This is a genomic window from Siccirubricoccus soli, assembly GCF_024178315.1.
Classification (GTDB): domain Bacteria; phylum Pseudomonadota; class Alphaproteobacteria; order Acetobacterales; family Acetobacteraceae; genus Siccirubricoccus; species Siccirubricoccus soli.
This window is the reverse complement of record NZ_JAMZIK010000084.1, coordinates 11695-36926: the sequence shown is the minus strand read 5'-3', so window position 1 is coordinate 36926 and position 25232 is coordinate 11695. Positions and strand designations below refer to the sequence as shown.

The following is a 25232-nucleotide window of genomic DNA, read 5'->3' as shown; positions in this document are numbered from 1 at the left end:
CCACAGATTGTATTTCCAGGGCAAGAGATCCGATCGGGTGAGTCCACCTGATCGGATCTCTTGCTTTAGCGGGCTACCCGGCGCACTCCGCGCAAAGCCCCTCCAGCTCCACCGTCGCCCGGCCCGGGGTGAAGCCGGCGGCGCGGGCGGCGCGGCTCAGCGCCAGGGCCACGCCGGGGTCGCTGATCTCGGTGGTCCGGCCGCAGCGCCGGCAGATCAGGAATTGATGCGGGTGGTCATGCGTCTCGGCGCAATCGCAATCCTCCGGATGGTCCAGCGCGTCGATGCAGCCGATGAAGGCGTTCAGCCGCTCCACCTTGTGGATCAGCCCCTGTTCCACCAGGAAATCCAGCGCCCGGTAGACGGTGGGCGGGGCGGCGCCGGCCCGGCTCTGCTTCAACTGGTCCAGCAGCGCATAGGCGCCGACCGGCTGGGAGGCGGAGATGACCAGCCGCAGCACCTGGCGGCGCAGCGCGGTCAGCTGCGCGCCGCGGCGGGCGCAGAGCGCTTCCGCCCGGTCGAGGCTGGCTTCCGTCGCCGCTGCGTCCATCGACTCCTCCTGGCCCCCTGCCGGTGCCATATATAGGATCATGACCGCCACGCCCGAGACCCAGCCGCCGCCCCAGATCGTCGCCAGCCCCGAGGCCCGGGCCAGGCTGCTGGACATGATCCGCTTCGACCTCCGCGGCCTCGTGCCCTGCCTCGCGCAGCAGCACGATAGCGGGGAGGTGCTGATGATGGCCTGGATGAACCGGGACGCGGTCGAGGAGACCCTGAGGACCGGGCGGATGGTCTATTATTCCCGCTCCCGCAAGGAATTATGGCGGAAGGGGGACACCTCCGGCCAGGTGCAGGCGCTGGTGGATCTGCGGCTGGATTGCGACGGCGACACGCTGCTGGCGCTGGTGGACCAGACCGGCGTCGCCTGCCACACCGGGCGGCGCAACTGCTTCTTCTTCGCGCTCCGTGACGACCGCGTGGTGAAGTTGACCCGGCCGGAGGTGGAGCCGGAGGAGCTCTACGGCGCATGAGCACCCGGCCCCCCGTTCCGCTGACGGTGCTGACCGGCTTCCTCGGCGCCGGCAAGACCACGCTGCTGAACAAGCTGCTGCGCCACCCGGAGCTGTCAGAGACCGCGGTGCTGATCAATGAATTCGGCGAGATCGGCCTGGACCACCTGCTGGTGGAGCGGCTGGACGGCGACACCGTGCTGCTGAATGCCGGCTGCCTCTGCTGCACCGTGCGGGGCGACCTGGTGCGGGCGCTGCGGGAGCTGGCGCAGCGGATGGAGCAGGGGCAGGAGATCCGCCGGGTGGTGGTGGAGACCACGGGGCTGGCCGACCCCGCCCCCATCCTGCAGACCCTGATGAGCGACCCGCTGGTGCTCTACCGCTACCGGCTGGACGGGGTGGTGACGCTGGTGGATGCGGTGACCGGCACGGCAACGCTGGACGCGCAGGCGGAGGCGGTGAAGCAGGCCGCCGTTGCCGACCGGCTGGTGCTGACCAAGACCGACCTGGCGGCGCCCGAGGCGCTGGCGGCGTTGCGCGAGCGGCTGCGGGCGCTGAATCCCGGGGCGCCGCTGCTGCAGGCGGCGCATGGCGAGATCGCGCCGGCGGCGCTGCTGGATTGCGGGTTGTACGACGCCACGCGCAAGCATCCGGACGTGAAGCGCTGGCTGGATGCGGAGGCCTATGCGGCGCATGAGCATGACCACGCCCAGGGGCATGATCACGGGCATGGAGACGGCCATGGGCACCACCATCACGCGCATGGCCATGGCCACCACGATCATGCCCACCAGCACGCGCACGACCCCAGCCGGCACGACGCCCGGATCCACAGCTTCTGCCTGACCTTCGACGATCCCCTGCCCTGGGACGGCCTCGCCACCTGGCTGGAGGTGCTGACCATGACGCGCGGCGAGAGCGTGCTGCGCATCAAGGGCATCCTGAACCTGGAGGGGCAGGACAGCCCGGTCGCCATCCATGGCGTGCAGCACCTGTTCCATCCGCCGGTGAAGCTGGCCGCCTGGCCCGAGGGCGACGACCGGACGTCGCGCCTCGTCTTCATCCTCCGCGACCTCGACCGGGCGACGGTGGAGAAGGGGTTGCGGGCCTTTGCCGAGAGCGCGCGGCAGCAGGCTTAAATCGCGCGGGCTGACGCGGCGGCCAGAGCACAGGCCCGCGCGGCGGGACGCGCGGATCGGCGCCTGGCCATCCTCCAGCCGCCGCATGATGCCAGCGTCGCGCGCTACCGCCCGGCCCAGGCCGCGTCGGCGTCGATCGGAAAGACCGGCCGCGGCAGGCGCTTCCAGGCGAAATTCGCCAGTACCGGGCTGGTGAGCCCCGGCGCGTCCACTTCCAGGATGCGGGCGTCCGGGAAGAACTCATCGAAGCCGGCGCGGAAATGGCCGCGGCTCTTCACCACCACGCAGCGCGCCCGGGCGATGTCGATACCGTGCATCTCCAGCATCGCCGGCTCATGCAGCTGCCGGCGCAGGGAGCCGACGACGACGCGCAGCCCGCTGCCTTCCAGTTCCAGCAATGCCGAGGGGCCGAGCTCGAAGCGCCGCCCGGCCATGGTGCCGCGGCGGCCGATGCCGCGCCCGTCGCGCAGCGCGAGCACCCGCGCCGGCGCCTCGAAGCGCTTCGAGAATTCGCTCTCCTCGGCGTTGAACAGCGCGTCGATCGCGGCGCCCTCCCCCGCCGCATGCGCCGCCGCGGCCAGGGCCGGATCGACGAAGACGCCGAGGACGACGCCCTGCGCCTTCGCCTGGTGCAGCGCCTGCAGCAGGAAGGTGGTGTTGCCGCGGCCGCCGCCGCCGGGATTGTCGGCGACATCGGCCAGCAGCACGGGCGGCGCCTTCCCCTGCCCCGCCGCCACCGCCTCCGCCACGGCCGCCTCCAGCGGCGTCAGCCTCGCGGTGAAGCGCGGCTTCTCCGCCCAGAGGCGGTGGGCCAGCCGGTCCGCCACCGCTTCGGCGGTCGGCGCGTCCTTCGCCGTGACCGTCACCGTCATCCCGCATTTCGGCAGATCGCTGAAGACGAAACCGCCGGCGACGGAGGCGTTCAGCACGGCGGGATCGGCTGCCATCTCTGCCTCCGCCGCGCGGATCGCCTCGGCATAGGGGCCGGCGGCGGTGAGCAGGGTGACGCTGGGCGGGGTGATGGGCAGGCGGCGAAAGGCTCGCGCAGGGCGCAACCCCGCCAGCATGGCGCGCAGCAGATCGGCCGATTCGGCGGCGCGCTCGCGCATGTCCACATGCGGGTTGGTGCGGTACACCACCAGCGCATCCACCGCGGCGACCAGCCGCTCGCTGACGTTGCAGTGCAGATCGTGGCTGGCGACGATGGGCACCGCCGGCCCCACCAGCCGTCGCACCATGGCGGCCAGCGTCCCGTCGCTGTCCTCGTCGCCCGTGGCGCTGCTGGCGCCATGGCTGGCGATATAGACACCGTCCAGCGGCAGGGCGGCGGCGAGGCCACGCTGCATGGCATCGAGGAAATCCAGGAGCACCGATTGCACGATCGGCCCGCCTGGCGGCGCGGCGGCGACCAGCACCGGCGCCGGCTGCCAGGGGCCGGCTTCGTCCATGCGGGCATAGAAGCCGGGGATCTCGCCCGGCAGATGGCTGGGGCCACCGCGCGCCAGGGCAGTGATCGCCTCGCCCTGCTCCAGGCACTGCCGGGCAAAATCCTCCCGCAGCGTGGGCGGAGCGAAGGCATTGGCCTCCAGATGCAGGCCGAGGATGGCAATGCGGGGCGGGCGGGGGCTGGGCGGCACTGCGGTGGCTCCCTCGGCGGTGGCGGCCAGGATGATAGGGCATTCGGCATCGGGGGGCAGCGCAGGCCGTGCCGATCAAGACCTCGAGCCCCCCTCGCAGCGGCAATCGCCCGCCCGATGCAACCAAGGTCGACACCGCACCCGCTGCCACGGTGGTCCCCGGACCCGCGCCGCCGAACGGGCCGTAGCCCCCCGGATTGCCGCCCAGCGCACCCTGTATAGACTGTACCCCAGGGAGACCTGGGATGACGCGGGAAGAGGAGATGCTGGCCGAGGCGCTCGGGCTGCTCGAACGCCTGGTGGCGTTCGATACGACCAGCCGCAACAGCAACCTGCCCCTGCTCGACATGGTGCGGGGCTGGCTGGAGGCGCGCGGCATCTCCTGCCGCATCCTGCCGGCGGCCGAGCCCGGCAAGGCCAATCTCTACGCCATGGTCGGCCCGGCCATCCCCGGCGGCACGGCGCTTTCCGCCCATGTGGATTGCGTGCCGGTGGAGGGCCAGGCCTGGCTGGCCGACCCCTTCCGCCTGCGCCGGCAGGAGGGGAAGCTGATCGGCCGCGGCACCTCGGACATGAAGGGCTTCGCCGCCTGCGCCATCACGATGATGCCGCGCTACGCCGCCCTAGACCTCGACCGGCCGGTGCACCTGCTGCTGACCCATGACGAGGAGACCACCGGCAACGGTGCCCGTGCCCTTGCCGGGATGCTGGCGGAGCTCGGCCCGCTGCCCGCCGCCTGCATCGTCGGCGAGCCGACCGGCATGGCGCCCGTCATCGCCCATAAGGGCTATGCGAGCTGGGATGTCACCGTCACCGGCCTCTCCGGCCATTCCTCCCGCGCCGGGGAGACGGCGAATGCGCTGCACGCCGCGGCGGAGGGCGTCGTCTGGTTGGCCCGGGAGGGCCGCCGCTTCGCCCGGGAGGGCCGCCGGGCGGAGGGCTTCGACCCACCCTTCACCACCGTGCACGCCGGCACGCTGCAGGCCGGCAGCATCCTGAACATCGTCCCCGATCGTGCGGATTTCACCTTCGAGGTCCGCACCGTGCCGGGCGACGACGACCGCACCGTGCTGGCCGGGTTCGAACGCCACATGGAGGAGGTGGCCCTGGCCCCGCTGCTGCCGGGCGGGCCGCGCTGCGCCATGCGCATCTCGCCGCGCTCCGTGCTGCCCGCCTGCAATTTGCCGGAGGACGCGCCGCTGACCCTGCTGGTGCAGCGCCTGACCGGCCGCAACGGCGCCGCCCGCGTCAGCTACGGCACGGAGGCCGGCCTCTATGAGGGCGCCGGCGTGCCGAGCATCGTCTGCGGCCCGGGCCATATCGCCCAGGCGCATCAGCCGGAGGAATGGATCGCCGAGAACGAGCTCGCCGCCTGCCTCGGCTTTCTCGATCGGCTGGGCGGGACGCTCTGCGCCTGACCATGCCGTCCGAGCCCCTCTCCCCCGCCCTTGCTGCCATCGCCGCCGGCCAGACGCCGGGGGTGGCGGCGCGGCTGGATGTGCGCATCGCGGCGCCGGACATCCGGCCGCATCTCGGCGGCAACCTCCTGCCGGGGGTGTGGAGCTTCACCGCCTCGGCACCGGGGCCGCATCTGGTCATCGTCGCCGTGATGCACGGCAACGAGATCGGCGGGGCGGTGGTGCTGGATCGCTGGCTGCGCGCCGGCTTCCGCCCCTCCCGCGGGCGGTTGACCCTGGTCTTCGGCAATCTCGACGCCTATGCCCGATTCGACCCGAACGATCCGACGGCGAGCCGCTTCGTCGATGAGGATCTCAACCGGGTCTGGGATGTGGAGACGCTGGAGGGCGGCCGCCGCTCCTCCGAGCTGCGGCGGGCGCGGCTGCTGCGGCCGGTCTTCGAATCGGCGGATGTGCTGCTCGACCTGCACTCCATGCTCTGGCCCTCGGATCCGCTGATCCTCGTCGGACGGTCGCCGCGCGCGGCGGCGCTCGGCCTCGCCCTCGGGCAGCCGGGGCTGGTGGTGGCGGATGACGGGCATCTCGGCGGCCGCCGGCTGATCGACTTCGCCGCCTTCACCGCACCGGAATCGCGGCGCAGCGCCATCCTGCTGGAAGCCGGCTCGCACTGGGAGGCAGGGACGGTCGCCACCATGGAGCGCACGGCGGCGCGGCTGCTGCGGCATTGCGGCATGGTCTGCCCGGGCGACACGGTGCTGGTGCCGGAAGGGCCGAAGCCGGGGCCGGGGCGGCTGGTGGAAGTGACGCGGACGGTGACGGCACGGACCGCCGGCTTCGCCTTCATCCGCCCTTTTCGCGGCGGGCATGTGGTGCCGGAGCGGAACACGCTGCTGGCGCTGGACGGCGAGGAGGAGGTGCGCACGCCGCATGATGACTGCGTACTGGTGATGCCGAGCCTGCGCACCAGCCCGGGGCATACGGCGGTGCGGCTGGCGAGGTTCGTGGGCGCCAAGCCCTAGAGCAAACTCCGATCAGATGGAAGCGTCTGATCGGAGGTATTTGCTCGCTATACCAACAACCTAGAGCGGGCTCCGTGCGCCAGTGCGAACGGAAACCGCTCTAGGTCGAGAGGGGCTTTGCCCCTCTTGAGCTCACCCCACCAAAGGCTGAAGGGCCTTTGGAAACCTCAAGTTTTATACCCGACGGTGCGGGCTGCGAGCTGTTACTCGGGGGCCGGCTCGCCCTCCCGGGCCTCGCCGAAGCGGGCCAGCAGGGCGAAGGCCGCCTGGGCCGCGGCGGCCACGGCACCGGAATCGGTGCCCTTGGCCACCAGCGCCACGCCGCCCCCCATGCCGCCATCCGGCCGCCGCCGGTAATAGGGGTAGCTGCCGAGATCGAGGGTGGGGAATTCCTTCTGGATGGCCGTCAGCCCCTCGGCGATCTGGCCCTCATAGACGAAATCCGCATGGACGGTGCGCGAGGTGATGGGCTGCCCGCCCTTGAGGGTCGGCGCCAGCGCCTCGAACATGCTCCGCATGATGCGCGGCACGCCGGCCATCACATGCACATTCTCCATGGAGAAGCCGGGCGCCGTCGTCTCCGTGCAGCGGATGGGCACGGCGCCGCGCGGCAGGGTGGCCATGCGCAGGCGGGCGGCGTTGAACTCCACCGGCGGGTCGCGGCGAGCATAGTCGGCCGCCATGATGGCGCGGGTCTCCTCATGCACCTCCCAGGGCACGCCGAAGGCGCGGGCGACGCATTCGCTGGTGATGTCGTCATGCGTCGGGCCGATGCCGCCCGTGGTGAAGACATGGGTGAACTTCACCCGGCACTCATTCACCGTGTCGATGATCGTCTCCGGCACATCGGGGATGACGCGTGCCTCGCGCAGCGGGATGCCGATCTCGCCGAGCCGCGTCGCCAGGAATTGCAGGTTGGCGTCGCGCGTGCGGCCGGAGAGGACCTCATTGCCGATGATGAGAAGGCAGGCGGTGGGGTTCGCGGTCATGGGGCCTCGGGAGGACGGGAGGAAAAATGGCGAGGGCGCCGGCAGGCGCCGCCAAGCACCGGTCGCGTGCGGTGAGCATCGCCCCGCTCCGCCGGCAGTGGCAAGCATCCCAACATTCCTCACGGGATGGCAACGGTCCGGCTTGCGGCGGTGGAGGCCCAGGCCGCCCTGCCGGTCGCATGCCCTTGCTGCCGCCCCGCGCCTGCATGCGGGCGTCGGCTACAGGAAATCCCGGAGCATCGCCACCAGCGGCACATCTGCTGGTGGCATCGGGTAGTCCGCCAGCTTCTGCACCCGCACCCAGGCCAGCTTCTGCCCCTCCGCCCCCCGCACCGTGCCGTTCCAGCGGCGGCACAGGTAGAGCGGCATCAGCAGGTGGAACTTCTCGTAGGAGTGGGAGGCGAAGGTGAAGGGGCCGAGGCAGGCCTCCGTCACGTCGATATCCAGCTCCTCCTTCAGCTCACGGATCAGGGCACGCTCCGGCGTCTCCCCCGCATCCACCTTGCCGCCGGGGAATTCCCAGAGGCCCGCCATGCTCTTTCCCTCCGGCCGCTGGGCCAGCAGCACCCGGCCATCGCTGTCCACCAGCGCCACGGCGGCGACCAGCACGATGGGCTTCGGCGGCGGCGCCGGCCGGGCGGCCGCCAGCGCCGCGCGGTCGCCACGGAACAGCAGCACCGGCATCTTGGCGCCGCGGGAGAGGAAGGGCTGCACCCCCTCCCCCGCCGGGCGCAGCCCGATCCGCCGCAGCACCGCCTGGGAGCGGAGATTGTCCCGCAGCGCACTGGCATGGATCTCGGCGAGGCCCAGCGACTCGAAGGCCCAGGCGCACAGCGCGCCGGCGGCCTCCGGCGCCAGCCCCTGGCCCCAGGCGCGGCGGCCGATCCAGTAGCCCAGCTCGGCCCGGCGCTGCTCCGCGCGCTCTTCCCTGGGGCGGTCGCGGTCCAGGGTCAGGCCGATGCAGCCCACCAGCGCGCCGCCCTGCTCGATGGCCAGGTGCCAGGCCTCGCCGGCCGCCATCTGCGCCCAGGTCGCGGCGATCCACTCATCCGCCAGTTCGCGCGGATAGGGGAAGGGCACGCGGGCCAGGGTCTTCGCCACCTCCCAATCATTCACCAGGCGGTGGAGGGGGGCGGCGTCCTCGGGCGAAAGCGGGCGCAGCGTCAGCCGCGCGGTGCGGATCGGTGTGAAATCGAGTGGCACGGGAACCTCAGGGGGTGGAACCCTATAGCCCCGGCCGGGCCAGGGCCATACCGGGCCGGCATGTCACGGCCATGTCGTACGCTCCACGGTCAGCGCAGGGGCTTCCGGGCCACCAGCAGGATGTCGAGCGGCCGCGCCCCCTGGGGCAGCCCGAACCACCGTGCCGCCCTGGTGCCGAGCCAGAGCGCCGCCGCCCCCGCCAGATGCCAGCGCCAATAGGGCTTCACCCAGGCCCCCGGGGCGGTGCGGAAGGGCGTGAAGCGCAGCGCCCAGTGCAGCGGCGCCTGGGAAGGGTAGGTGGCCAGCGGCCCCACTTGCTCCACCGTCAGCCCCAGCGCCGCCGCCAGGGCGCGGCAGGCGCCTGCGTCCCACCAGCTCAGATGATGCGGCGGCAGGTTCACCAGATTGTTGGGGAAGTCGGTGTGCGGGGAGGGCCAGATGGGCATGGCCAGCACCAGCCGCCCCCCCGGCTTCAGGCAGCGCGCCATGGCCGCGGCCATCCCCAGCGGGTCCGCCACATGCTCCAGCACCTGAAAGGCGCAGGCGAGGTCATAGGCCTCCGGGCAGCGCGCCGCATGGGCCTCCACCGTCTCCCGGCTGATGGGGGGGCTGCCGGGGGGCGGGGTGCCATGCGGCTCCAGCCCCTGGTAGCGCACGCCCGCGGGCAGCAGGCCGGCCAGGGCGCCATGGCCGCAGCCGACATCCAGCACCGCATCCCCCGGCCGCGCCAGGGCGGCACCGGCGCGGAAATCGCCACGCGTCGCCGCCTCCTCCGCCATCGTCTCATGCGCCCGCACCCGGCCGTAGAGCGCGGCGTAGAAGCCCGGGCTGCCCGGCAGGGGCGGGTCGAAGAAGGCCAGGCCGCAGGGGGAGCGCCAGAGATTGATCCGCCCCTGGTCCCGCCGCAGCGGCGCCGGCTCCACCCGCGCGCCCTTGCGCCAGAGGTCGTAGAGCAGCTTGGCCGGAATGGATTGCAGCAGCGCCGCCGCCGGCGCGCCGGTGATGGGACAGGGCGGCGGCGGGAACTCAGCCAAGCGGGGGGAACCGGGCGACCACCCGCACCGCCTCCGGTCCGTCCACCCGGTATTCCACATGCCGCCAGCGGACCAGCCGGGGGCGCAGCATGCTCCAGCCCAGCAGGGCGATCAGCCCATCCGCCAGCAGCGGCACGGCGCCGGCCAGCATCTGCATCGCCATGGCGCGCCCGCTGTCCCGCGCGCCGATCCGGGCGCCGAGGCCGGAATGCGCCACCGCCCGGGTAACGCCGCAGAGCGAGAGGGCGCCGAGCAGCAGCAGCGCCCAGGGCGCCGGCACCTGGCTGAGCGCATAGAGCCAGCCGAAGACGGAGAGGTGGGAGATGCCCATCAGCACCGCCCAGAAGCCGGGTTGACAGATCCGCACCACCTGGAGCTGCCGCCGCATGAAGCGGAGCTGGGCCGCGGTGTCGCCATCCTTCGGCGTCGGCACCGTGATGGCGCCGCGGGGCAGCACCCGGAGGCCGCGTCGCCGCGCCGCCTGGCCGATGGTGAGGTCGTCCACCAGCGCCCGGTCCAGCAGGCGCGGCAGGTCCAGCGCCGCGATGGCGCGGCGGGAGAGCCCGACCGTGCCGCCCCAGACCAGGCCGAAGCGCGGCGGCAGGATCAGCACCGCCCCCATGCGGTCGATCCAGGCCACCAGATGGCCGATCAGGCCGCGCCCCTCCAGCGACTGCCAGCGGAAGCCGGTGACGATGTCATGCGTCCCGAGGATGGCGGGCGAGGCGGCGGCGGAAAGCCACCAGGGCTGCGGCCGGATATCGGCATCCAGCAGCACCGCCGCGTCATCCTCCTCATCCACCAGCGCGATCGCCTTGATGAGGTTGGTGTTCTTCTGACCGCGCCAGGGGACATGGCCGGCCAGCACCACCTGCACCGGGAAGGGGCAGCGCGGGGCCAGGGCCGTGATGCGGGCATGGGCGGGGTCGAGCTCCGACTCGACGGCCACCACCAGGCGCCGGGGTTGCAGGCTCTGCGCCGCGAGGCAGTCCAGCAGTTCCTCCAGCCCGGGCTGGGGCCCGGTCACCGGGAGGATCAGCGTCACCCGCCCCTCTGCCCTTACCGCCGGCAGCCGCAGCCGCCGCCAGCGCCACAGGGCCTGGCCGACAAAGAGCAGGGCCGGCAGCAGCGCGGGCAGGACGATTCCCATCATCCCCCGCTGTCTAGTGCAGGACCCGCCTGGCTCGCACCGGCAGATGAGAGTAATTATGCTTACATAACAAATAGTCAGGAGAATTTCATCACAGCGGGACTGCCCATCGCAATGCGGCGCGCGACCAGCTTGCGGCGAAACCGGGCGCCCCGGGTGACGTTCGGGCAACGATCCATCCGAAGGAGCCGGTCCATGCGGCGCCTGCTGCTGCCCAGCCTGACCCTGTGTGCCACCCTGTTCGCCGTGCCCGCCCTGTCGCAGACCCCGCCGCCTGCTGCGGGACATGCCGGCGGCGCCCGGCCCGCGCCGCCATCCCCGGGCGCGGACCGCTCGGGCGCCAATGCCGCCTCGCCCGGCGCACCGACCGATCTGGGGCCACGGAGCCCGGAGGCCAATCAGGCGCATCGGGGCGGCGGCGTGGTGCTGGAAGGCGCGCCGGGCGCCCCCGCACCTGCCCCGCGGCCGACCCCGCCGGCGGTCCCCCCCGCCCGCTGAGGCGCCGCCGCGAGCGGCGCCCGCCACCGGGCGCCGCGGCAGGCCGTCAGGACCGGTAGGACCCGTTGATGTCGATATAGCCATGGGTCAGGTCGCAGGTCCAAACCCGCGCCTTCCCCTTGCCCAGGCCGAGATCGATGGTGATCTCCACCTCCCGCCCCTTCATGTGCTGGACCACCGGCGTCTCGTCATAGCCCGGCACCACGCCGCCATCCCTGGCCATCCAGGTGCCGCCGACGGCGATGGAGATCAGGTCGCGATCCGCCGGCTCCCCGGCCTTGCCCACCGCCATGACGATGCGGCCCCAATTGGCGTCCTCGCCGGCGATCGCGGTCTTCACCAGCGGGGAATTGGCTACCGCCATGGCGATCTTGTGGGCCGAGCGCGCGGTCTTCGCGCCGGTCACGTTGATCTCGATGAGCTTCTGCGCCCCCTCCCCGTCCTTCGCCACCTGCAGGGCGAGGTCGAGCAGCAGCTCCTCCAGCGCCCGGGCGAAGTCGCGCAGGATCGGGCCGCCCTCGGCCGGGACGCGGGGATGCTTCGCCTGGCCGGTGGCGAAGAGCATCAGCGTGTCGCTGGTGGAGGTGTCGCTGTCCACCGTGATGCAGTTGAAGCTCTTGGCCACGCCCTTGTTCAGCAGCGCCTGCAGCGCGGCCGCCGGGATCTTCGCATCGGTGGCGACGAAGCTCAGCATGGTCGCCATGTCCGGCGCGATCATGCCGCTGCCCTTGGCGATGCCGGCGATGGTCACGGTGGTGCCGCCGATCTGCGCCTGCCGCACCGCCGCCTTCGGGAAGGTGTCGGTGGTCATGATGCCGCGGGCGGCCTCCGCCCAGCGCTCCGGCGTCAGCGCCGCATGCAGCGCCGGCAGGGCGGCGGTCAGCTTCTCATGCGGCAGGGTCTCGCCGATCACGCCGGTGGAGGCGAGGAACACCTCGCGCGGCTTGCAGCCGACGAGCTGCGCCGCGGCCTCGGCCGAGGCGGCCACCGCCTCCCGCCCCGCCTTACCGGTGAAGACATTGGCGTTGCCGGCATTCACCACCAGGGCACGGGCCTTGCCCCCCTTCAGCGCGGCGCGGCACCAATCCACCGGCGCGCCGGGGCAAAGGCTTTTCGTGAACACGCCGGCCGCGGTGGTGCCGGGGGCGAAGACCATCATGGTGAGGTCGGCGCGGCCCTTGTATCGGATGCCCGCCTCGATGACGCCGAGGCTGACGCCGGCGATGGCCGGCATCTCGGGCATCGGTACCGCGAGCGGCGATACCGGCAGATCCTTACCCGCCATATGGCATTCCCCCTGAAGCCGAGCGGAGGCGACGCCCCCCGCAATGATGCAGGACGCCTTATGCCGCCGCGGCGGCTACTGCAAAAGCCCGATCCGGCGCAGCAGCGCCGCCTTGCCCGCCGCATCCTCGCGCATCCGCGCAGCGAAGGCCGCGGCGCCGAGATAGGGCTGGCTGGGCTGCAGGGTGCGGCGGGCCATGGCGAGATAGGCCTCGTCCGTCACCGCCCCGGCGCAGGCCGCCTCCAGCCGGGCCTTGATCGCGGCCGGCAGGCCGGCTGGCGCCAGCACCCCGCCATAGCTGGCGGCGGAGACCTCGTAGCCCAGCTCCTTCACCGTCGGCACGCCAGGAAAGGCCGGGGAGCGTTCGGCGGCGAAGAGGGCGATGGTGCGCACCGGCTGGCTGACCGCGAAGGCGGCGACGGTGATGCCGAAATCGACCCGCCCGGCCTGGACATCCACCACCACCGCGCCGTCGCCGCGATAGGTCACCGGCTCCAGCTCCACCCCCGCCGCCTGGGCCAGGGAGACCCCGGCCAGGTGCTGGATGGAGCCGATGCCGAGATGGCCGAATTGCAGATTGCCCTTGTCCCTGGCCGCTTCCAGCAGGCCGGGCAGGTCGCGCAGCGGGGAGTCGGGGCGGACGATGAGGGCGAAGGCGTGGTCGTAGGTCTGGCAGATGCCCTCCAGCGAGTCCCGGCTGTAGCCGAGATCGCCGCGGAGCATCGGGTTGACGATGAGCGGCGTAGTGGCGGTGAAGGTGAGGGTGTAGCCATCCGGCACCGCCCGGGCGACGGCGGCGACGCCCACGCTGCCCGCGGCACCGTCCCGGTTCACCACCACCACGGGCTGGCCGAGGCGGGCGGAAAGCCCGGGGGCCAGGGCCCGGGCGAGGAGATCCGTGGTGCTGCCGGCGGGATAGGGGTTGATGAGCTGGATCGGGTGGCTGGGCCAGCCCTGCGCCGCGGCGGGCAGGGCGAGCAGGGCCAGGATGGCGGCGTACAGGGCCTTGAGCATCTTCGTTTCCTCCGTGGAGGAGGCATCAGAGCAAGGCGGAAACGTGGGGTCGAGAGGGGCGCTGCCCCTCTCGCCCCCACCCCGCCAAAGGCCGAAGGGCCTGTGGAAACCATGGGTTCGGGCGCGACGGCCGAACCGCACAGCTCAAAGGGTCGGAGGCGGCTGTCTTCAGCGCCGCGCCGGGGGCGGCGCCGCTCCGTCCAGCAGCGAGGGCGCTGGCGCCGCCGGCTCCACTCGCTCGATCTGCACCGCCCCGCGCAGCCGGGCGACCACGGCCTGTACCTGCTCCTGCATCAGCGCCTGGCGCAGCTCGGCCCGGCTGTCCTCGAAGCTCGGCGGCGCGGCGCGGCGGCGGCCTTCCACCTTGATGACATGCCAGCCGAAGGGGCTGCGCACCGGCGCCGAGGTGATCTGCCCCGGCTGCAGGGCGAAGGCGGCGTCCGCGAATTCCGGCACCATGTCGGCCTTCTTGAAGAAGCCCAGATCGCCGCCATCGCGCGCCCCGGGGTCGCGGGAGCGGCGGCGCGCCACCTCGGCGAAATCGGCGCCGGGGCGGTTCACCTCGGCCAGCGCGGCGCGGGCATCGGCTTCCGAGGCCAGCAGGATGTGCCGCGCATGCACCTCCTCCTCCCCCTGCCGGGAGGCGGCGTCGCGGTCATAGCGGGCGCGGAGGGCCTCCTCCGTCACCGCGGCGGTCACTTCCCGGCTCAGGATCGCCTGCTGCAGCTCCTGTTCCTCCGCCCGGCGGATGCGGCGGCGCACCTCCTCATCCTTGTCGAGGCCGGCGGCGCGGGCGGCAATGACCAGGGCGCGCTCGGTGATGGTGCGGTCGAGCAGCTGGCGGCGGATATCGGGCGGCAGCACCTGGGCCAGCATGGCCGGCGGCAGGTTGCGCATGTCCTGCGGCAGGACCTCGGAGGCGGTGGCCAGCATGTCGGATTGCCGGATCGGCTCGCCATTCACCCGGGCGAGGATGGGATCCTCCTCCGGCGCCTGGGCTTGGGCGGCGAGCGGCACGGCCAGGCAGGCGGCGAGCAGGGCAAGGCGGGGGGACATGCGGGCTGGCTCCGGGAGGGCGCGGGACAATGGCGGAAGGGCCAGGGCGGAGCAAGGATCGGGGCTACCTCCCTCCTCCCCCGCCCCAGGAGGCGGCGCGAGGGGCCGCCCCCGCCGCCTCCCCTCGCCGGGCCAGGGGCTGCGCCGGGGCGGCTCAGGCCGGCTCCTGCTCCCGGGCCGCCATCATGGCGCGGAAGGCAGGACGGGCCTGGCAGGCGGCCAGCCAGGCCCTCACCCGCGGCGCCGCCTCGAACAGCTGGGGCGCCGGCTGGGCGTAGCGGATCACCTCGGCCAGGTTGAGATCTGCCACGGTGAAGCGGCCGCCCACCAGATGGCCGCTCGCGGCCAGGGCCTGGTCCAGCACGGCGAAGGGCGCGGCCAGCGCCGCCACCGCCGCCGCGGCCCTGGCCGGGTCCCGCTCCGCCACCGGCTTCGCCGCCAAATGATAGAGCACCTCGATGGTGTGCGGCTCCGCCTCGGTGACCGCCCAGATCGACCACTGGGTCATCTGCGCCTCCTCCGCCGGGTCCCGCGGGCCCAGCGCCCCGCCATAGGTCCGGGCGAGGTACAGGTTGATCGCCAGCGACTCGAACAGCACCAGCCCGTCATCCTCCAGCACCGGAATCCGCCCATTCGGGTTGAGACGCAGGAATTCCGGGGAGCGGGTGTTGAGCGGCGCCCCCGGCGCCAGCGGATCCGCCAGGCGGTAGCCCTGGATCACCGGCACATGGCGGAATTCCAGCCCGATCTCCCCCGCCAGCCAGAGATTGCGCGAGGCGCGCGAGCGATAGCAGCCATGGATCGTGAGCATGCGGTCCCTCCTCTGCCGGGACCTTCCCCGCCGCCGCAACAATCGGTCAACCCCGACAGCGTTGACCTGGGCGCGGCTGCTGCCTATCTCTCGCCCCGCGCCGGGGCCGCGTCATGTCCGCCCGACCGGAGAGGCCGCTCTCCTGCCCGGCTGCCAGCGGCGCTGCCACCGCCCGCCCCGGAGTCCGAAGACCCGCATGTTCGCCCGCCTCGCCCGCGCCCTGTTCGGCACCAGCAACGACCGTGCGCTCAAACACCTCCAGGGCCGGGTGCCCGAGATCAATGCGCTGGAGCCCGCCACCGCCGCCCTGAGCGATGCGGCGCTGCAGGCCCGCACCGCCGAATTCCGCCAGAAGCTGGCCAATGGCGCCAGCCTGGACGACCTTCTGCCCGAGGCCTTCGCCACGGTGCGGGAGGCGGCGAAGCGCGTCCTCGGCCTCCGGCATTTCGACGTGCAGATGATCGGCGGCATGGTCCTGCACGAGGGCAAGATCGCCGAGATGAAGACCGGCGAGGGCAAGACCCTGGTGGCGACGCTGCCGGTCTATCTCAACGCCCTGACCGGCAAGGGCGTCCATGTCGTCACGGTGAACGACTACCTGGCGAAGCGCGACGCGGAATGGATGGGGCGGCTCTACCGCTTCCTCGGCCTGACCACCGGCGTCATCGTCCATGGGCTGAATGACGAGCAGCGGCGGGAGGCCTATGCCGCCGACGTCACCTACGGCACCAACAACGAATTCGGCTTCGACTACCTGCGCGACAACATGAAGTACCGGCTGGAGGACATGGTCCAGCGGGACTTCAACTTCGCGATCGTGGACGAGGTGGACAGCATCCTGATCGACGAGGCGCGGACGCCCCTCATCATCAGCGGGCCGAGCGAGGACAGCTCCGACCTCTACCGCCGGGTGGACGAGGTGGTGAGGGCGCTGGTCGCCGACAAGGAGAGTTACGACAAGGACGAGAAGCAGCGCACCGCGAACCTCACCGAGGCCGGCTCCGAGCGGGTCGAGGAGATGCTGCGCGAAGCGGGGCTGCTGGAGGAGGGCAACCTCTACGACTTCCACAACGTGACGCTGGTCCACCATGTGAACCAGTCGCTGCGGGCACATGTGCTGTTCTCGCGCGACGTGGACTACATCGTCCGCGAGGACAAGGTCGTCATCATCGACGAGTTCACCGGCCGCATGATGGAAGGAAGGCGCTACTCGGACGGGCTGCACCAGGCGCTGGAAGCCAAGGAGCACGTGACTGTCCAGCCGGAGAACCAGACCCTCGCCTCCATCACCTTCCAGAACTACTTCCGGCTCTACCCGAAGCTCGCCGGCATGACCGGCACGGCGGCGACCGAGGCGGACGAGTTCGCCGAGATCTACAAGCTGGAAGTGGTGGAGATCCCGACCAATGTCCCGGTCGCCCGCAAGGACATGGACGACGAGGTCTACCGCTCCGCCCGCGAGAAATACGAGGCGGTGATCAAGCTGATCGACGAGGCCCGCACCCGCGGCCAGCCCGTCCTGGTCGGCACCACCAGCATCGAGAAGTCGGAGCTGATCTCCGACCTGCTCAAGCAGCGCAAGGTTCCGCACAACGTGCTGAACGCCCGCTACCACGAGCAGGAGGCGGAGATCATCGCCCAGGCCGGCCGGCCCGGCGCCGTCACCATCGCCACCAACATGGCCGGCCGCGGCACCGACATCCAGCTCGGCGGCAATGTGGAGATGCTGGCGCGGCAGGAGACCGGGGCGAGCGAAGGGCCGGAGTACGAGGCGGCGCTGGCCCGCCACAAGGCGGAGGTGGAGGAAGGCAAGGCCCGCGCCAAGGCCGCCGGCGGCCTCTTCGTCATCGGCACCGAGCGGCATGAGAGCCGGCGCATCGACAACCAGCTCCGCGGCCGCTCCGGCCGCCAGGGCGACCCGGGGGCGAGCCACTTCTTCCTCTCCCTCGAGGACGACCTGATGCGCATCTTCGGCAGCGACCGCATGGGCGGGATGCTGCAGAAGCTGGGGCTGAAGGAGGGGGAGGCGATCATCCACCCCTGGATCAACAAGGCGCTGGAGAAGGCGCAGAAGAAGGTCGAGGCGCGGAACTTCGACACGCGCAAGAACCTGCTGAAATACGACGACGTCATGAACGACCAGCGGCGCGAGGTCTATGCCCAGCGCAAGGCGTTCATGCAGGCGGCCGACGTCGCCGAGACGGTCGCCGAGATGCGGCACGAATGCATCGCCGCCATGGTCGACGCCGCGATCCCCGAGAATGCCTATCCCGAGCAATGGGACCTAACGGGGCTGGAAGCCAAGGTGCGGGACCAGCTCGGCCTGGACCTGCCGGTTGCCGACTGGGCGAAGGAAGAGGGGATCGACGAGACCCAGGTGCGCGAGCGCATCGAGGCCGAGGCGGAGCGGCACTACGCCGCGAAATCCGCCAATCTCGGCCCCGAGCTGATGCGCATGGTGGAGAAGTCCCTGCTGCTGCAGGTCTTCGACCAGTGCTGGAAGGAGCACCTGCTGAGCCTCGACCATCTGCGCCAGGGCATCGGCTTGCGCGCCTATGGCCAGCGGGACCCGCTGAACGAGTACAAGCAGGAAGCCTTCAACCTGTTCAACGCCATGCTGGGCGAGCTGCGGGAGCGGGTGACCAGCGTGCTGATGCGGATCGAACTGCGGCCGGAGGCGCCGCCGCCGATGCCCGAGCCGGTGACGGTGATGGATCTGCGTCGGCCTGAGCCGGCCATGGCGGGCGAGGGCCTGGCCATGGCCGAGGCGCCGCCCGCCGCCCTTTCCCACCCCATGGCCCAGCCCCTGTCCCAACCCCTGCCCCCTGGCATGACGGAGGCCGAGGCCGCCGCCTGGGCCCGCACCCCGCGCAACGCCCCCTGCCCCTGCGGCAGCGGCAAGAAGTTCAAGCACTGCCACGGGCGGGTCTGACCGCCGCCGGCCGACACCTTCCCGACGCAGCCTTCGTCCGATGGCTTTCGCCGTAATGCGTCGGGACGGCGCAGGGCCCTGGATCTTCGACCAGCCGGGGCAATATTCGATCCGGGTGGTCTCACCCGGCGGATATCGCCATGGTGGAGCAAAGGCTCCGGGAGGATCCCATGCGGGCGGTTCTGGCGTATTGTCTCCTTGCCTTCTGGCTGCAACCAGGGCTGGCTGGGCGGGCCGCGGCCCAGGGTGCCTCGGCGCCTGAGGCCATGACGCCGCAGCGCCAGTCTCCCCCGGGGCCGATCCGGGATGGCCGCCGCGTGCCCGCACCGCGCGGCGAGGTGGAAGAACGCCAGCGTGCCGTGGGCATCGCCCCGCCGGAAGCGCGGGAGCGACGGGAGCTGGAGGAGCTGAACGCCCTCTCGCGCCAGCTTGCCCCGCCCGGCACGCCGCTGCCGGCGCCGGATCTGCCGTCGCGCCGCTGACCGGCGCGCCCTGGCGGCGGCGCCGCGGGGACGGGCTGTTGTTGTAATATGTTAACGTCCCGCATGGCGCCTGCATGCGATAGGAGGGCGCTGCCGCCCTGTCGCCGGAGTGGCCCCGGGATCCCTCTGATGCTGCAATGCATCGCCCCACCGGAAGCGCGCCACACCCCTGGCTGCGGCTGTACCCTGCCCCGCCGGGGGCTGCTCGGCCTCGGTGCCGGGCTGCTGCTGGCGGGTAGTGCCCACGCCGCCGGCGAAAGCTACGAGGCGATGCTGCCGAACTGCATCGACCCCCGCTTCACCACCGCCTCCCTCGCCTGAATGGCGGAGCAGCAGATGCGCGACCGGCACAGCCAGTTCGTCATCGCCGGCGGGCCGATCGGTGCGGTGCATCCACGCTTCGCCACCTGGCACCAGGCCTTCCGGGACAATCTGGACATCACCGTGCAGCTCTCCACGGCATCAGGCAGCTGGTGGGGCTGCCGCATCGCGATTGCGGCGCGGCGAAGCTGGCGCTGGGCGAGGTGGAGGTAGCGACGCCGGCCGCCGAGACCGCGGCGCATGCCGCGGCGCTGCAGGCCTTCCGGGCGGAGGTCGCGCACGGAAGCCGGGGCTGGGCGTGGTGGCCGGCCTCATGGCGCTGGATGGCAGCGTGCAGCTGGCGGGCTGAGGGCCGCCCAAACGCCTTTCAGCCCTGGCGGAGCGGGAGGCAGGGGGGGCCCAATGCCCCTCCCCTATCTCGGCTTCAGCAGCTTCCAGGTGGAAGTGGCGAAGGCCACCAGCCCGCCATCCGCTCCGCGCGCCTCCGCCCGCAGGAACCAGGTGCCGCCGCGGCGCATTGCCTCGCCTCGGCACACCACCCGCCCGGCGCGAATCGGCGCCAGGTACTGGATCTTCATCTCCAGCGTCGTCCCCGGCCCGCCGGCATGGCGGTTCAGCAAATGCCCCATGGCGATGTCGAGCGCGGTGGCCAGCATGCCGCCATGCAGCGTGCCTTGCGGGTTGAACATGAAGTCCCGGACCTCGAAAGCCACCTCGCAGGCCTCGCCCGGATAGGTGATCTCGAGGCCCATCAGCCGGGCGAGGAAGAAGTCCCCGAAGACCTCCTGCTCGCCGGCGACCGCCCTCTCGAAGGCGGCGTGCGCCGCCGCCGCATCCACCCGCCGCTGGCTCAAGCCAGCACCATGCCGGCATAGCCGGAGGAGGCCACTTCCTCGCACTTCGCCCGGTACTGCGGCGCCCCGCCCTGATACTGCAGGATGCGGCGCACATCCTTGCCCTCGACATTGCGGTTCACGCCCGTCGCCCAGGAATCCACCTGGGTGTAGAGCATGCCGGAGGCCAGCTCCTCGATATGGCGGGACCATTCCGCCTCGGCCTCCGGCGTCGCCTCGAAGCGGGTGATGCCGCGGTCCCGCGCATTGCGCAGCAGGTCGGTGATCCATTCCACATTCTGCTCGATGCAGCGCGGGATGTTGCAGCGGGTGGAAGCGTTGTGCGGCCCGACGATGGTCAGCATGTTGGGGAAGCCTGCCGACATCAGGCCGAGATAGGTCTTCGGCCCCTCCGCCCATTTCTCCTTCAGGGACAGGCCACCCACGCCGCGGATGTCGATCCGGTCGAAGCTGCCGGTGATGGCGTCGAAGCCGGTGGCGTAGATGATCATGTCGAAGGGGTAGTCCGCCGCGCTGGTGCGGATGCCGGATTCGGTGACGCGCTCGATCGGCTCCTCCTGCAGGTCCACCAGGCGGACATGCGGCAGGTTGAAGGCCTCGTAGTAGAAGGTCTCCTGCGGCACGCGGCGGGTGCCGAAGCCGTGGTTCTTCGGGATCAGCTTCTCCGCCGTCACGGGATCCTTCACCCGCTGGCGGATCTTGCGCGCGACGAAGTCGCTGAACAGTGCATTCGCCTTGGGGTCGGTCAGCACGTCGCGGAAATTCGCCATCCAGATGCCGAATCCGGGCTCGCCGTACAATTTCTCCCAAAAGGCCTCGCGCTCCTCCGGCGTGACATCGAAGGTGCTGCGCGGGTCGGTGTCATGGATGTAGCAGCCGGGCGTGCGGCGCAGCAGCTCGAACATCGCCGGGTAATTGGCCTTGATCCGGGCCTGCTCTTCCTCGGTGATCTTCCGGTTGTGCAGCGGCGTGCACCAATTGGGCGTGCGCTGGAAGACGGTGAGCTGACCGACCAGCGGCGCGATGGTCTGGATGACCTGCACCCCGGTGGCACCGGTGCCGATGACGGCGACACGCTTGCCGGCGAACTCCACCGGCTCCCGCGGCCAGCGGGAGGTGTGGAAGGATTCGCCGCGGAAATCCCGGATGCCGGGCACGCGCGGCAGGGTATCCGCGGAAAGCGGGCCGATGGCGGTGACGAGGAAGCGCGCGCGGAAGCGCTCACCGGAATCGATCATCACCTCCCAGCGGCGGCTCGCCTCATCGTAGCGGGCGGCGGTCACGCGGCTGTCGAAGCGGATATGCGGGCGCAGCTCGAAGCGGTCCGCGACGTGGTTGAGGTAGCGCAGCGTCTCCGGCTGGGCAGCGAAATGCTCCGACCAATTCCATTCCTGCAGCAATTCCTGGGAGAAGGAATAGCCGTAGGTGTAGCTCTCGGAATCGAAGCGGGCACCGGGGTAGCGGTTCCAGTACCAGGTGCCGCCGACGTCGCTGCCGGCCTCGAAGACCTGGACCGAAAGGCCGAGCTCCCGCAGGCGGTAGAGCTGGTACATGCCGGCAATGCCGGCACCGATGATGATGGCGTCGAAGCTGGGGAGGCTGTCGGTCGGCTCGGACATATCCTGCATTCCTGTTGGCCCTGAAGGGCGGCCCTCCATCTTCGCCAAGGCGGGCCCGGCCCGCAATGCCCGCAGGGCAGGCTTGTCCGCGCCATCCGGACCCCGACACGAAAAAGCCGCGCCGGACAGGCCGGCGCGGCTCCCTGCCGTTCTGGCAGCAGCCGGCCCGGGCAGCCCCGGGCCGGCCGAAAGGCGTCAAACCATGACGATGTCGTTCGGGTCGATGCTCGACACGTTCTGCAGCACGATCACGTTGCTGCCGATCGAGATGACGAGGTCGTTGCCGAGGGTCGAGATGACCGCACTCTCGTCGCCGAAGCTGGCGCTGTCGAGCTCGATCCTGTCGATGCCGGACTGGAAGTCGGTGACGTAGTCGGTCCCCTCGTTGGCGCTGAAGAGGAAGTGATCCGCGCCAGCGCCGCCGGTCAGCGCGTCGTCGCCGGTGCCGCCTTCGAGCGTATCGTCGCCCTCGCCGCCGGACAGCGTGTCGCCGCCGCCGCCGCCGGCGAGGTAGTCGTTGCCGTCGAAGCCGAACATGAAGTTGCCGAGATCGTTGCCGGTCATCTCGTCGCCGAACAGCGTGCCGACCAGATGCTCGATGGAGGTCAGCGTATCGGTCTCGCTGTCGGTGTAGGCGAAGCCGTTGCCGTCATTGTCCAGGGTGATGCCGACGCCTTCGGAGAGGTCGCGGAAATCCGCAAGATCCTCGCCCTCGCCGCCGTTCAGCGTATCGTCGCCTGCCCCACCCAGCAGCGTGTCATCGCCCTCGAGGCCGAAGATCGCGTCATCCCCGGCGCCGCCGTAGAGGTAGTTGCCATGCGCATCGCCGCCGAGGGTATCGGCGAAGCTGGTGCCGAACAGCGCCTCGAAGCCCGAGATGCTGGTCCCGGTCACCGTCTCGGTGCCGAGATCCAGCGAGGCGTTCACGCCGAAGCCCAGGCCCTCGAAGCTTGCCACGTCGAAGCCGTCGCCACCCACCAGCGTGTCGGCGCCGCCGCCGGAGACGAGGGTATCGTCTCCCAGGCCGCCGACCAGGCTGTTGGCCCCGGCACCGCCCATGATGAAGTCGTTGTGGTCGCTGCCGATGACGTTCTCGATGCTGATCAGCCCGTCGGAGCCCTCGCCCTCCGCCGAGCCGTTCTGCAGGTTGACGATCACCCCGACAGTGGACTGCGCATAGGTAACGGTGTCGATGCCGTCGCCGCCATCCAGCGTGTCGTTCCCGAGGCCGCCGGCGAGCAGGTCGCTGCCGCCGAAGCCGTAGACGAAGTTGTCGCCGTCATCGCCCTGGATGGTGTCGTCGAACTGCGAGGCGACGATGTGCTCGACATTGATCAGGGTGTCGGTGCCCTCGCCGACCGCGCTGTTCGTGGCGAGGTCGATGGTGAGCGGCCCGGCCGCGTCCCGGTAGTCGACGAGGTCGCTGCCCTCGCCGCCATCGAGCACGTCGTCGCCGGCGCCGCCGAGCAGCGTGTCACTGCCGGCGCCGCCGGTGAGGTTGTCGTCGCCGGCGAGGCCGACCAGGTAGTTGTCGCCGCCATCGCCCGTCAGCGCATCGCCGAAGGCGGTGCCGACCACGCCCTCGATGCCGATCAGCGTGCTGCCGCTGATGCCCTCGCTGCCGGTCCCATTCCCGATGTCGAGGCTGACCGTGACGCCCCCGCTGAGCGTGCGGAAATCGACCATGTCATAGCCGGCGCCGCCGACCAGCGTGTCCTGGCCGCCGAAGCCGACCAGCACATCGTCGCCCTCGCCGCCCTCCAGCGAATTGTTGCCGGTGGTGCCGACGATGTAGTCGCCGAAGGCGGAACCGATGGCGTTCTCGATGCCGCTCAGCGCATCGAGAATGCCGGTCCCGGCAAGGGAACCCGCCAGGTTCGAAGCGAGGCTGATGACCACGGCCTCGTCGGAGGCGGTGTAGGAGACGGTGTCGCTGCCGTCGCCGCCCACCAGAGTGTCGCCGCTGAGATCGCCCAGCAACAGGTCGTCGCCAGCACCGCCGAACAGGTAGTTCGCGCCGCTGTCGCCATGCAGCGTGTCATTGCCCGCGGTGGCGATGACGGTGTCGATGTTCAGCAGCGTGTCGGTGCCGTCGCCGGTGGCGCTGAAGGTGGCCAAGTCCACACTGATGGGCCCTGCCGCGGTGGCGTAGTTCGCCACGTCGTTGCCAGCCGCGCCGCCATCCAGCACGTCGTCGCCGGCCCCGCCGATCAGCGTGTCGTCGCCCATGCCGCCCTGCAGGAAGTCGTCGCCGACGCGGCCGTCGAGCCAGGCGCCGATCGCGGCATTCGCCGTCAGGTTGTCGCCGCCGCTGCCGCCGACGACGCCCTCGATACCGGAGACGATGCCGCCATCACTGACCAGGCCGGTGTTGAGATCGACCGAGATGCTGCTGGTGCGATCCGCGAAGTCGGCGATGTCGTAGCCATCGCCGCCGATCAGCGTATCCGCCCCGCCGGTGCCCGAGGCCAGGGTGTCACTGCCGGCGCCGCCCTCCAGCCGGTTGGCCCCGCTGTCACCGCCGAGGAAATCGTCACCGCTGGTGCCGATGGCGTTCTCGACATTGATCAGCGTGTCGATGTCGCTGCCATGCTGGGCGTAGCCCAGATCGAGCGCGACCACCACCGGCCCGGCGAGGCCGCTGTAGTCTGCCGTGTCGCTGCCGCTGCCGCCGTCCAGCCGGTTGGCCGCGTCGTCGCCCGTCAGGTTGTCGCCGAAGGCCGAGCCGGTGGCGTTCTCGATGCCGACCAGGCTGTGGCCCAGGCTGTCCACCACCCCGAGGGTGACCGAGACGCCCGCGCCGGCATTCTCGTAGGTCACCGTGTCGGTCGGCGCCACGGTCGCCACCACCCGCTCGCTGTCGAGCAGGGTGTCGCTGTCGCTGCCATGCACCACCGTGCCCAGCACCGCGTCGTAGGTGATCGGGCCGGCGAGGCCGCTGTAGTCTGCCGTCTCGCTGCCGCTGCCGCCGTCCAGCGGGTTGCTGCCGGCGGCGCCGATCAGCGTGTCGCTGCCGCCGCCGCCCGTGAGGTTGTCGTCGCCCGCGCCGCCGTCCAGCCGGTTCGCCGCGTCGTCGCCCGTCAGGTTGTCGTCGAAGGCCGAGCCAACGACATTCTCGATGCCGCTCAACTCATCACCGAGGCTGTCGATGCCGTTGGCGAGATCAACGCTGACCCCCACGCCGAGGTCCGAGTAGTCGACGGTGTCGATGCCGTCATCCGCCCCGACGGTGCCACCGAAGAACTGGTCCAAGCCGCCGCTGCCGGCGATCAGGGTGTCGTCGCCGCCAAACCCTTGGAATGTGTCAGCATCCGGCGTGCCAAGCAGGGTGTTGTTGGCACTCGTGCCATTGATGAAAGGCATCTTCCCGGCCTCCGAATCGCGAACTCGGGCCCGGGGCGAAACTGGCCCTGGCCGTTGAGTGGTTGAATTGGTTTATACGGTGTTCATATTCGCCGGTGAAGAAGACCAGCCGTCTCATTTTGTTGCAATGGTTGTCCCGGCGTTAAGGACACGTATTGCGGGTGGTCCCGCGACATCCCGGGGCCACAGCGGATGCCGCGCCTGAGGCGAATTCTCGCGATGTGGCGATGCAACGTAATCCTCGCCGCTTACGGAACGTCCCGTCACTGGCCGCGGCCAGAACCGGGGCTGCAACGAGCGGTGTAATGAGTTGTCAAGGCTTCCGCTTCTTCGTTGACCCTACCTCAACCCCTGGTTAAAGAAGCGGCAGGTCCTACGGCGCCGTTGCGCGTCAAATC

Annotated in this window: 22 protein-coding genes; 9 read left to right on the top strand and 13 right to left on the bottom strand. The window is 71.0% G+C overall.

From position 1 onward, the window contains the following. Positions 1–73 precede the first annotated feature (73 nt). Positions 74–550, bottom strand: a complete 477-nt coding sequence (locus NJ376_RS13705) for a Fur family transcriptional regulator (RefSeq protein WP_252953835.1) — start codon at positions 548–550, stop codon at positions 74–76. 40 nt (positions 551–590) lie between these two features. On the opposite strand from NJ376_RS13705, the gene hisI reads away from it, so the two are divergent. Together hisI and NJ376_RS13695 are read left to right on the top strand one after the other, a co-directional pair. After that, positions 591–1031, top strand: coding sequence for a phosphoribosyl-AMP cyclohydrolase (hisI, locus tag NJ376_RS13700; protein ID WP_252953834.1), 441 nt, complete (start codon positions 591–593; stop codon positions 1029–1031). Next, on the top strand, positions 1028–2149 hold the full coding sequence (locus NJ376_RS13695; RefSeq protein WP_252953833.1) for a CobW family GTP-binding protein: 1122 nt from the start codon (positions 1028–1030) through the stop codon (positions 2147–2149). The genes hisI and NJ376_RS13695 overlap by 4 nt, the downstream gene beginning before the upstream one ends. A gap of 104 nt (positions 2150–2253) precedes the next feature. On the opposite strand, the gene NJ376_RS13690 is transcribed toward NJ376_RS13695, so the two are convergent. Continuing rightward, the gene (locus tag NJ376_RS13690; protein ID WP_252953832.1) at positions 2254–3786 is read right to left on the bottom strand and encodes a M81 family metallopeptidase; all 1533 of its coding nucleotides are present in this window, start codon (positions 3784–3786) and stop codon (positions 2254–2256) included. A gap of 245 nt (positions 3787–4031) precedes the next feature. Between NJ376_RS13690 and argE the strand changes: the two genes are divergently transcribed. Together argE and NJ376_RS13680 are read left to right on the top strand one after the other, a co-directional pair. Continuing rightward, positions 4032–5204 (top strand): acetylornithine deacetylase, encoded by a 1173-nt coding sequence (gene argE / locus NJ376_RS13685; RefSeq protein ID WP_252953831.1) that lies wholly within the window; start codon positions 4032–4034, stop codon positions 5202–5204. Between the two features lie 2 nt (positions 5205–5206). Then, positions 5207–6223, top strand: coding sequence for a M14 family metallopeptidase (locus NJ376_RS13680; protein ID WP_252953830.1), 1017 nt, complete (start codon positions 5207–5209; stop codon positions 6221–6223). A 203-nt stretch (positions 6224–6426) separates the two neighbouring features. On the opposite strand, the gene NJ376_RS13675 is transcribed toward NJ376_RS13680, so the two are convergent. The 4 genes from NJ376_RS13675 to NJ376_RS13660 all read right to left on the bottom strand — a co-directional run bounded on the left by NJ376_RS13675 (position 6427) and on the right by NJ376_RS13660 (position 10602). Beyond that, positions 6427–7212, bottom strand: a complete 786-nt coding sequence (locus NJ376_RS13675) for a competence/damage-inducible protein A (protein ID WP_252953829.1) — start codon at positions 7210–7212, stop codon at positions 6427–6429. 219 nt (positions 7213–7431) lie between these two features. Next, the gene (mutT, locus tag NJ376_RS13670; RefSeq protein ID WP_252953828.1) at positions 7432–8415 is read right to left on the bottom strand and encodes an 8-oxo-dGTP diphosphatase MutT; all 984 of its coding nucleotides are present in this window, start codon (positions 8413–8415) and stop codon (positions 7432–7434) included. A gap of 89 nt (positions 8416–8504) precedes the next feature. Beyond that, complete coding sequence (locus tag NJ376_RS13665; RefSeq protein WP_252953827.1) at positions 8505–9449, bottom strand: class I SAM-dependent methyltransferase; 945 nt, start codon at positions 9447–9449, stop codon at positions 8505–8507. Continuing rightward, a complete protein-coding gene (locus tag NJ376_RS13660) occupies positions 9442–10602 on the bottom strand; it encodes a glycosyltransferase (protein WP_252953826.1) in 1161 nt (386 codons plus the stop codon). The genes NJ376_RS13665 and NJ376_RS13660 overlap by 8 nt, the downstream gene beginning before the upstream one ends. A gap of 192 nt (positions 10603–10794) precedes the next feature. On the opposite strand from NJ376_RS13660, the gene NJ376_RS13655 reads away from it, so the two are divergent. Continuing rightward, positions 10795–11097: a hypothetical protein gene (locus NJ376_RS13655; protein ID WP_252953825.1), complete on the top strand. Its 303-nt coding sequence runs from the start codon at positions 10795–10797 to the stop codon at positions 11095–11097. Between the two features lie 46 nt (positions 11098–11143). On the opposite strand, the gene argJ is transcribed toward NJ376_RS13655, so the two are convergent. The 4 genes from argJ to NJ376_RS13635 all read right to left on the bottom strand — a co-directional run bounded on the left by argJ (position 11144) and on the right by NJ376_RS13635 (position 15263). Further along, positions 11144–12382, bottom strand: coding sequence for a bifunctional glutamate N-acetyltransferase/amino-acid acetyltransferase ArgJ (gene argJ / locus NJ376_RS13650; RefSeq protein WP_252953824.1), 1239 nt, complete (start codon positions 12380–12382; stop codon positions 11144–11146). Positions 12383–12457: 75 nt separating this feature from the next. Continuing rightward, a complete protein-coding gene (locus NJ376_RS13645; RefSeq protein WP_252953823.1) occupies positions 12458–13396 on the bottom strand; it encodes a tripartite tricarboxylate transporter substrate binding protein in 939 nt (312 codons plus the stop codon). A gap of 168 nt (positions 13397–13564) precedes the next feature. Next, positions 13565–14452 (bottom strand): peptidylprolyl isomerase, encoded by an 888-nt coding sequence (locus NJ376_RS13640; RefSeq protein WP_252953822.1) that lies wholly within the window; start codon positions 14450–14452, stop codon positions 13565–13567. A gap of 154 nt (positions 14453–14606) precedes the next feature. Beyond that, positions 14607–15263, bottom strand: a complete 657-nt coding sequence (locus NJ376_RS13635) for a glutathione S-transferase family protein (protein WP_252953821.1) — start codon at positions 15261–15263, stop codon at positions 14607–14609. A 196-nt stretch (positions 15264–15459) separates the two neighbouring features. On the opposite strand from NJ376_RS13635, the gene secA reads away from it, so the two are divergent. From secA to NJ376_RS13615, 4 genes are all read left to right on the top strand, one after another. Further along, a complete protein-coding gene (gene secA, locus NJ376_RS13630; protein ID WP_252953820.1) occupies positions 15460–18195 on the top strand; it encodes a preprotein translocase subunit SecA in 2736 nt (911 codons plus the stop codon). Positions 18196–18512: 317 nt separating this feature from the next. After that, complete coding sequence (locus tag NJ376_RS13625) at positions 18513–18677, top strand: hypothetical protein (RefSeq protein WP_252953819.1); 165 nt, start codon at positions 18513–18515, stop codon at positions 18675–18677. 129 nt (positions 18678–18806) lie between these two features. Beyond that, positions 18807–18998 carry a hypothetical protein gene (locus NJ376_RS13620; protein WP_252953818.1) on the top strand — a complete coding sequence of 64 codons (192 nt, stop codon included), beginning with the start codon at positions 18807–18809 and terminating at the stop codon, positions 18996–18998. A 15-nt stretch (positions 18999–19013) separates the two neighbouring features. Next, positions 19014–19211, top strand: a complete 198-nt coding sequence (locus NJ376_RS13615) for a hypothetical protein (RefSeq protein ID WP_252953817.1) — start codon at positions 19014–19016, stop codon at positions 19209–19211. 200 nt (positions 19212–19411) lie between these two features. Here the strand turns inward: NJ376_RS13615 and NJ376_RS13610 are convergent, their stop codons facing one another. The 3 genes from NJ376_RS13610 to NJ376_RS13600 form a co-directional block, all read right to left on the bottom strand. Continuing rightward, positions 19412–19852, bottom strand: a complete 441-nt coding sequence (locus tag NJ376_RS13610) for a PaaI family thioesterase (RefSeq protein WP_252953816.1) — start codon at positions 19850–19852, stop codon at positions 19412–19414. After that, a complete protein-coding gene (locus NJ376_RS13605) occupies positions 19849–21471 on the bottom strand; it encodes a flavin-containing monooxygenase (RefSeq protein WP_252953815.1) in 1623 nt (540 codons plus the stop codon). Before NJ376_RS13605 ends, NJ376_RS13610 begins: the two co-directional genes overlap by 4 nt. Before the next feature lie 195 nt (positions 21472–21666). Continuing rightward, complete coding sequence (locus NJ376_RS13600; RefSeq protein WP_252953814.1) at positions 21667–24834, bottom strand: calcium-binding protein; 3168 nt, start codon at positions 24832–24834, stop codon at positions 21667–21669. Positions 24835–25232 lie beyond the last annotated feature (398 nt).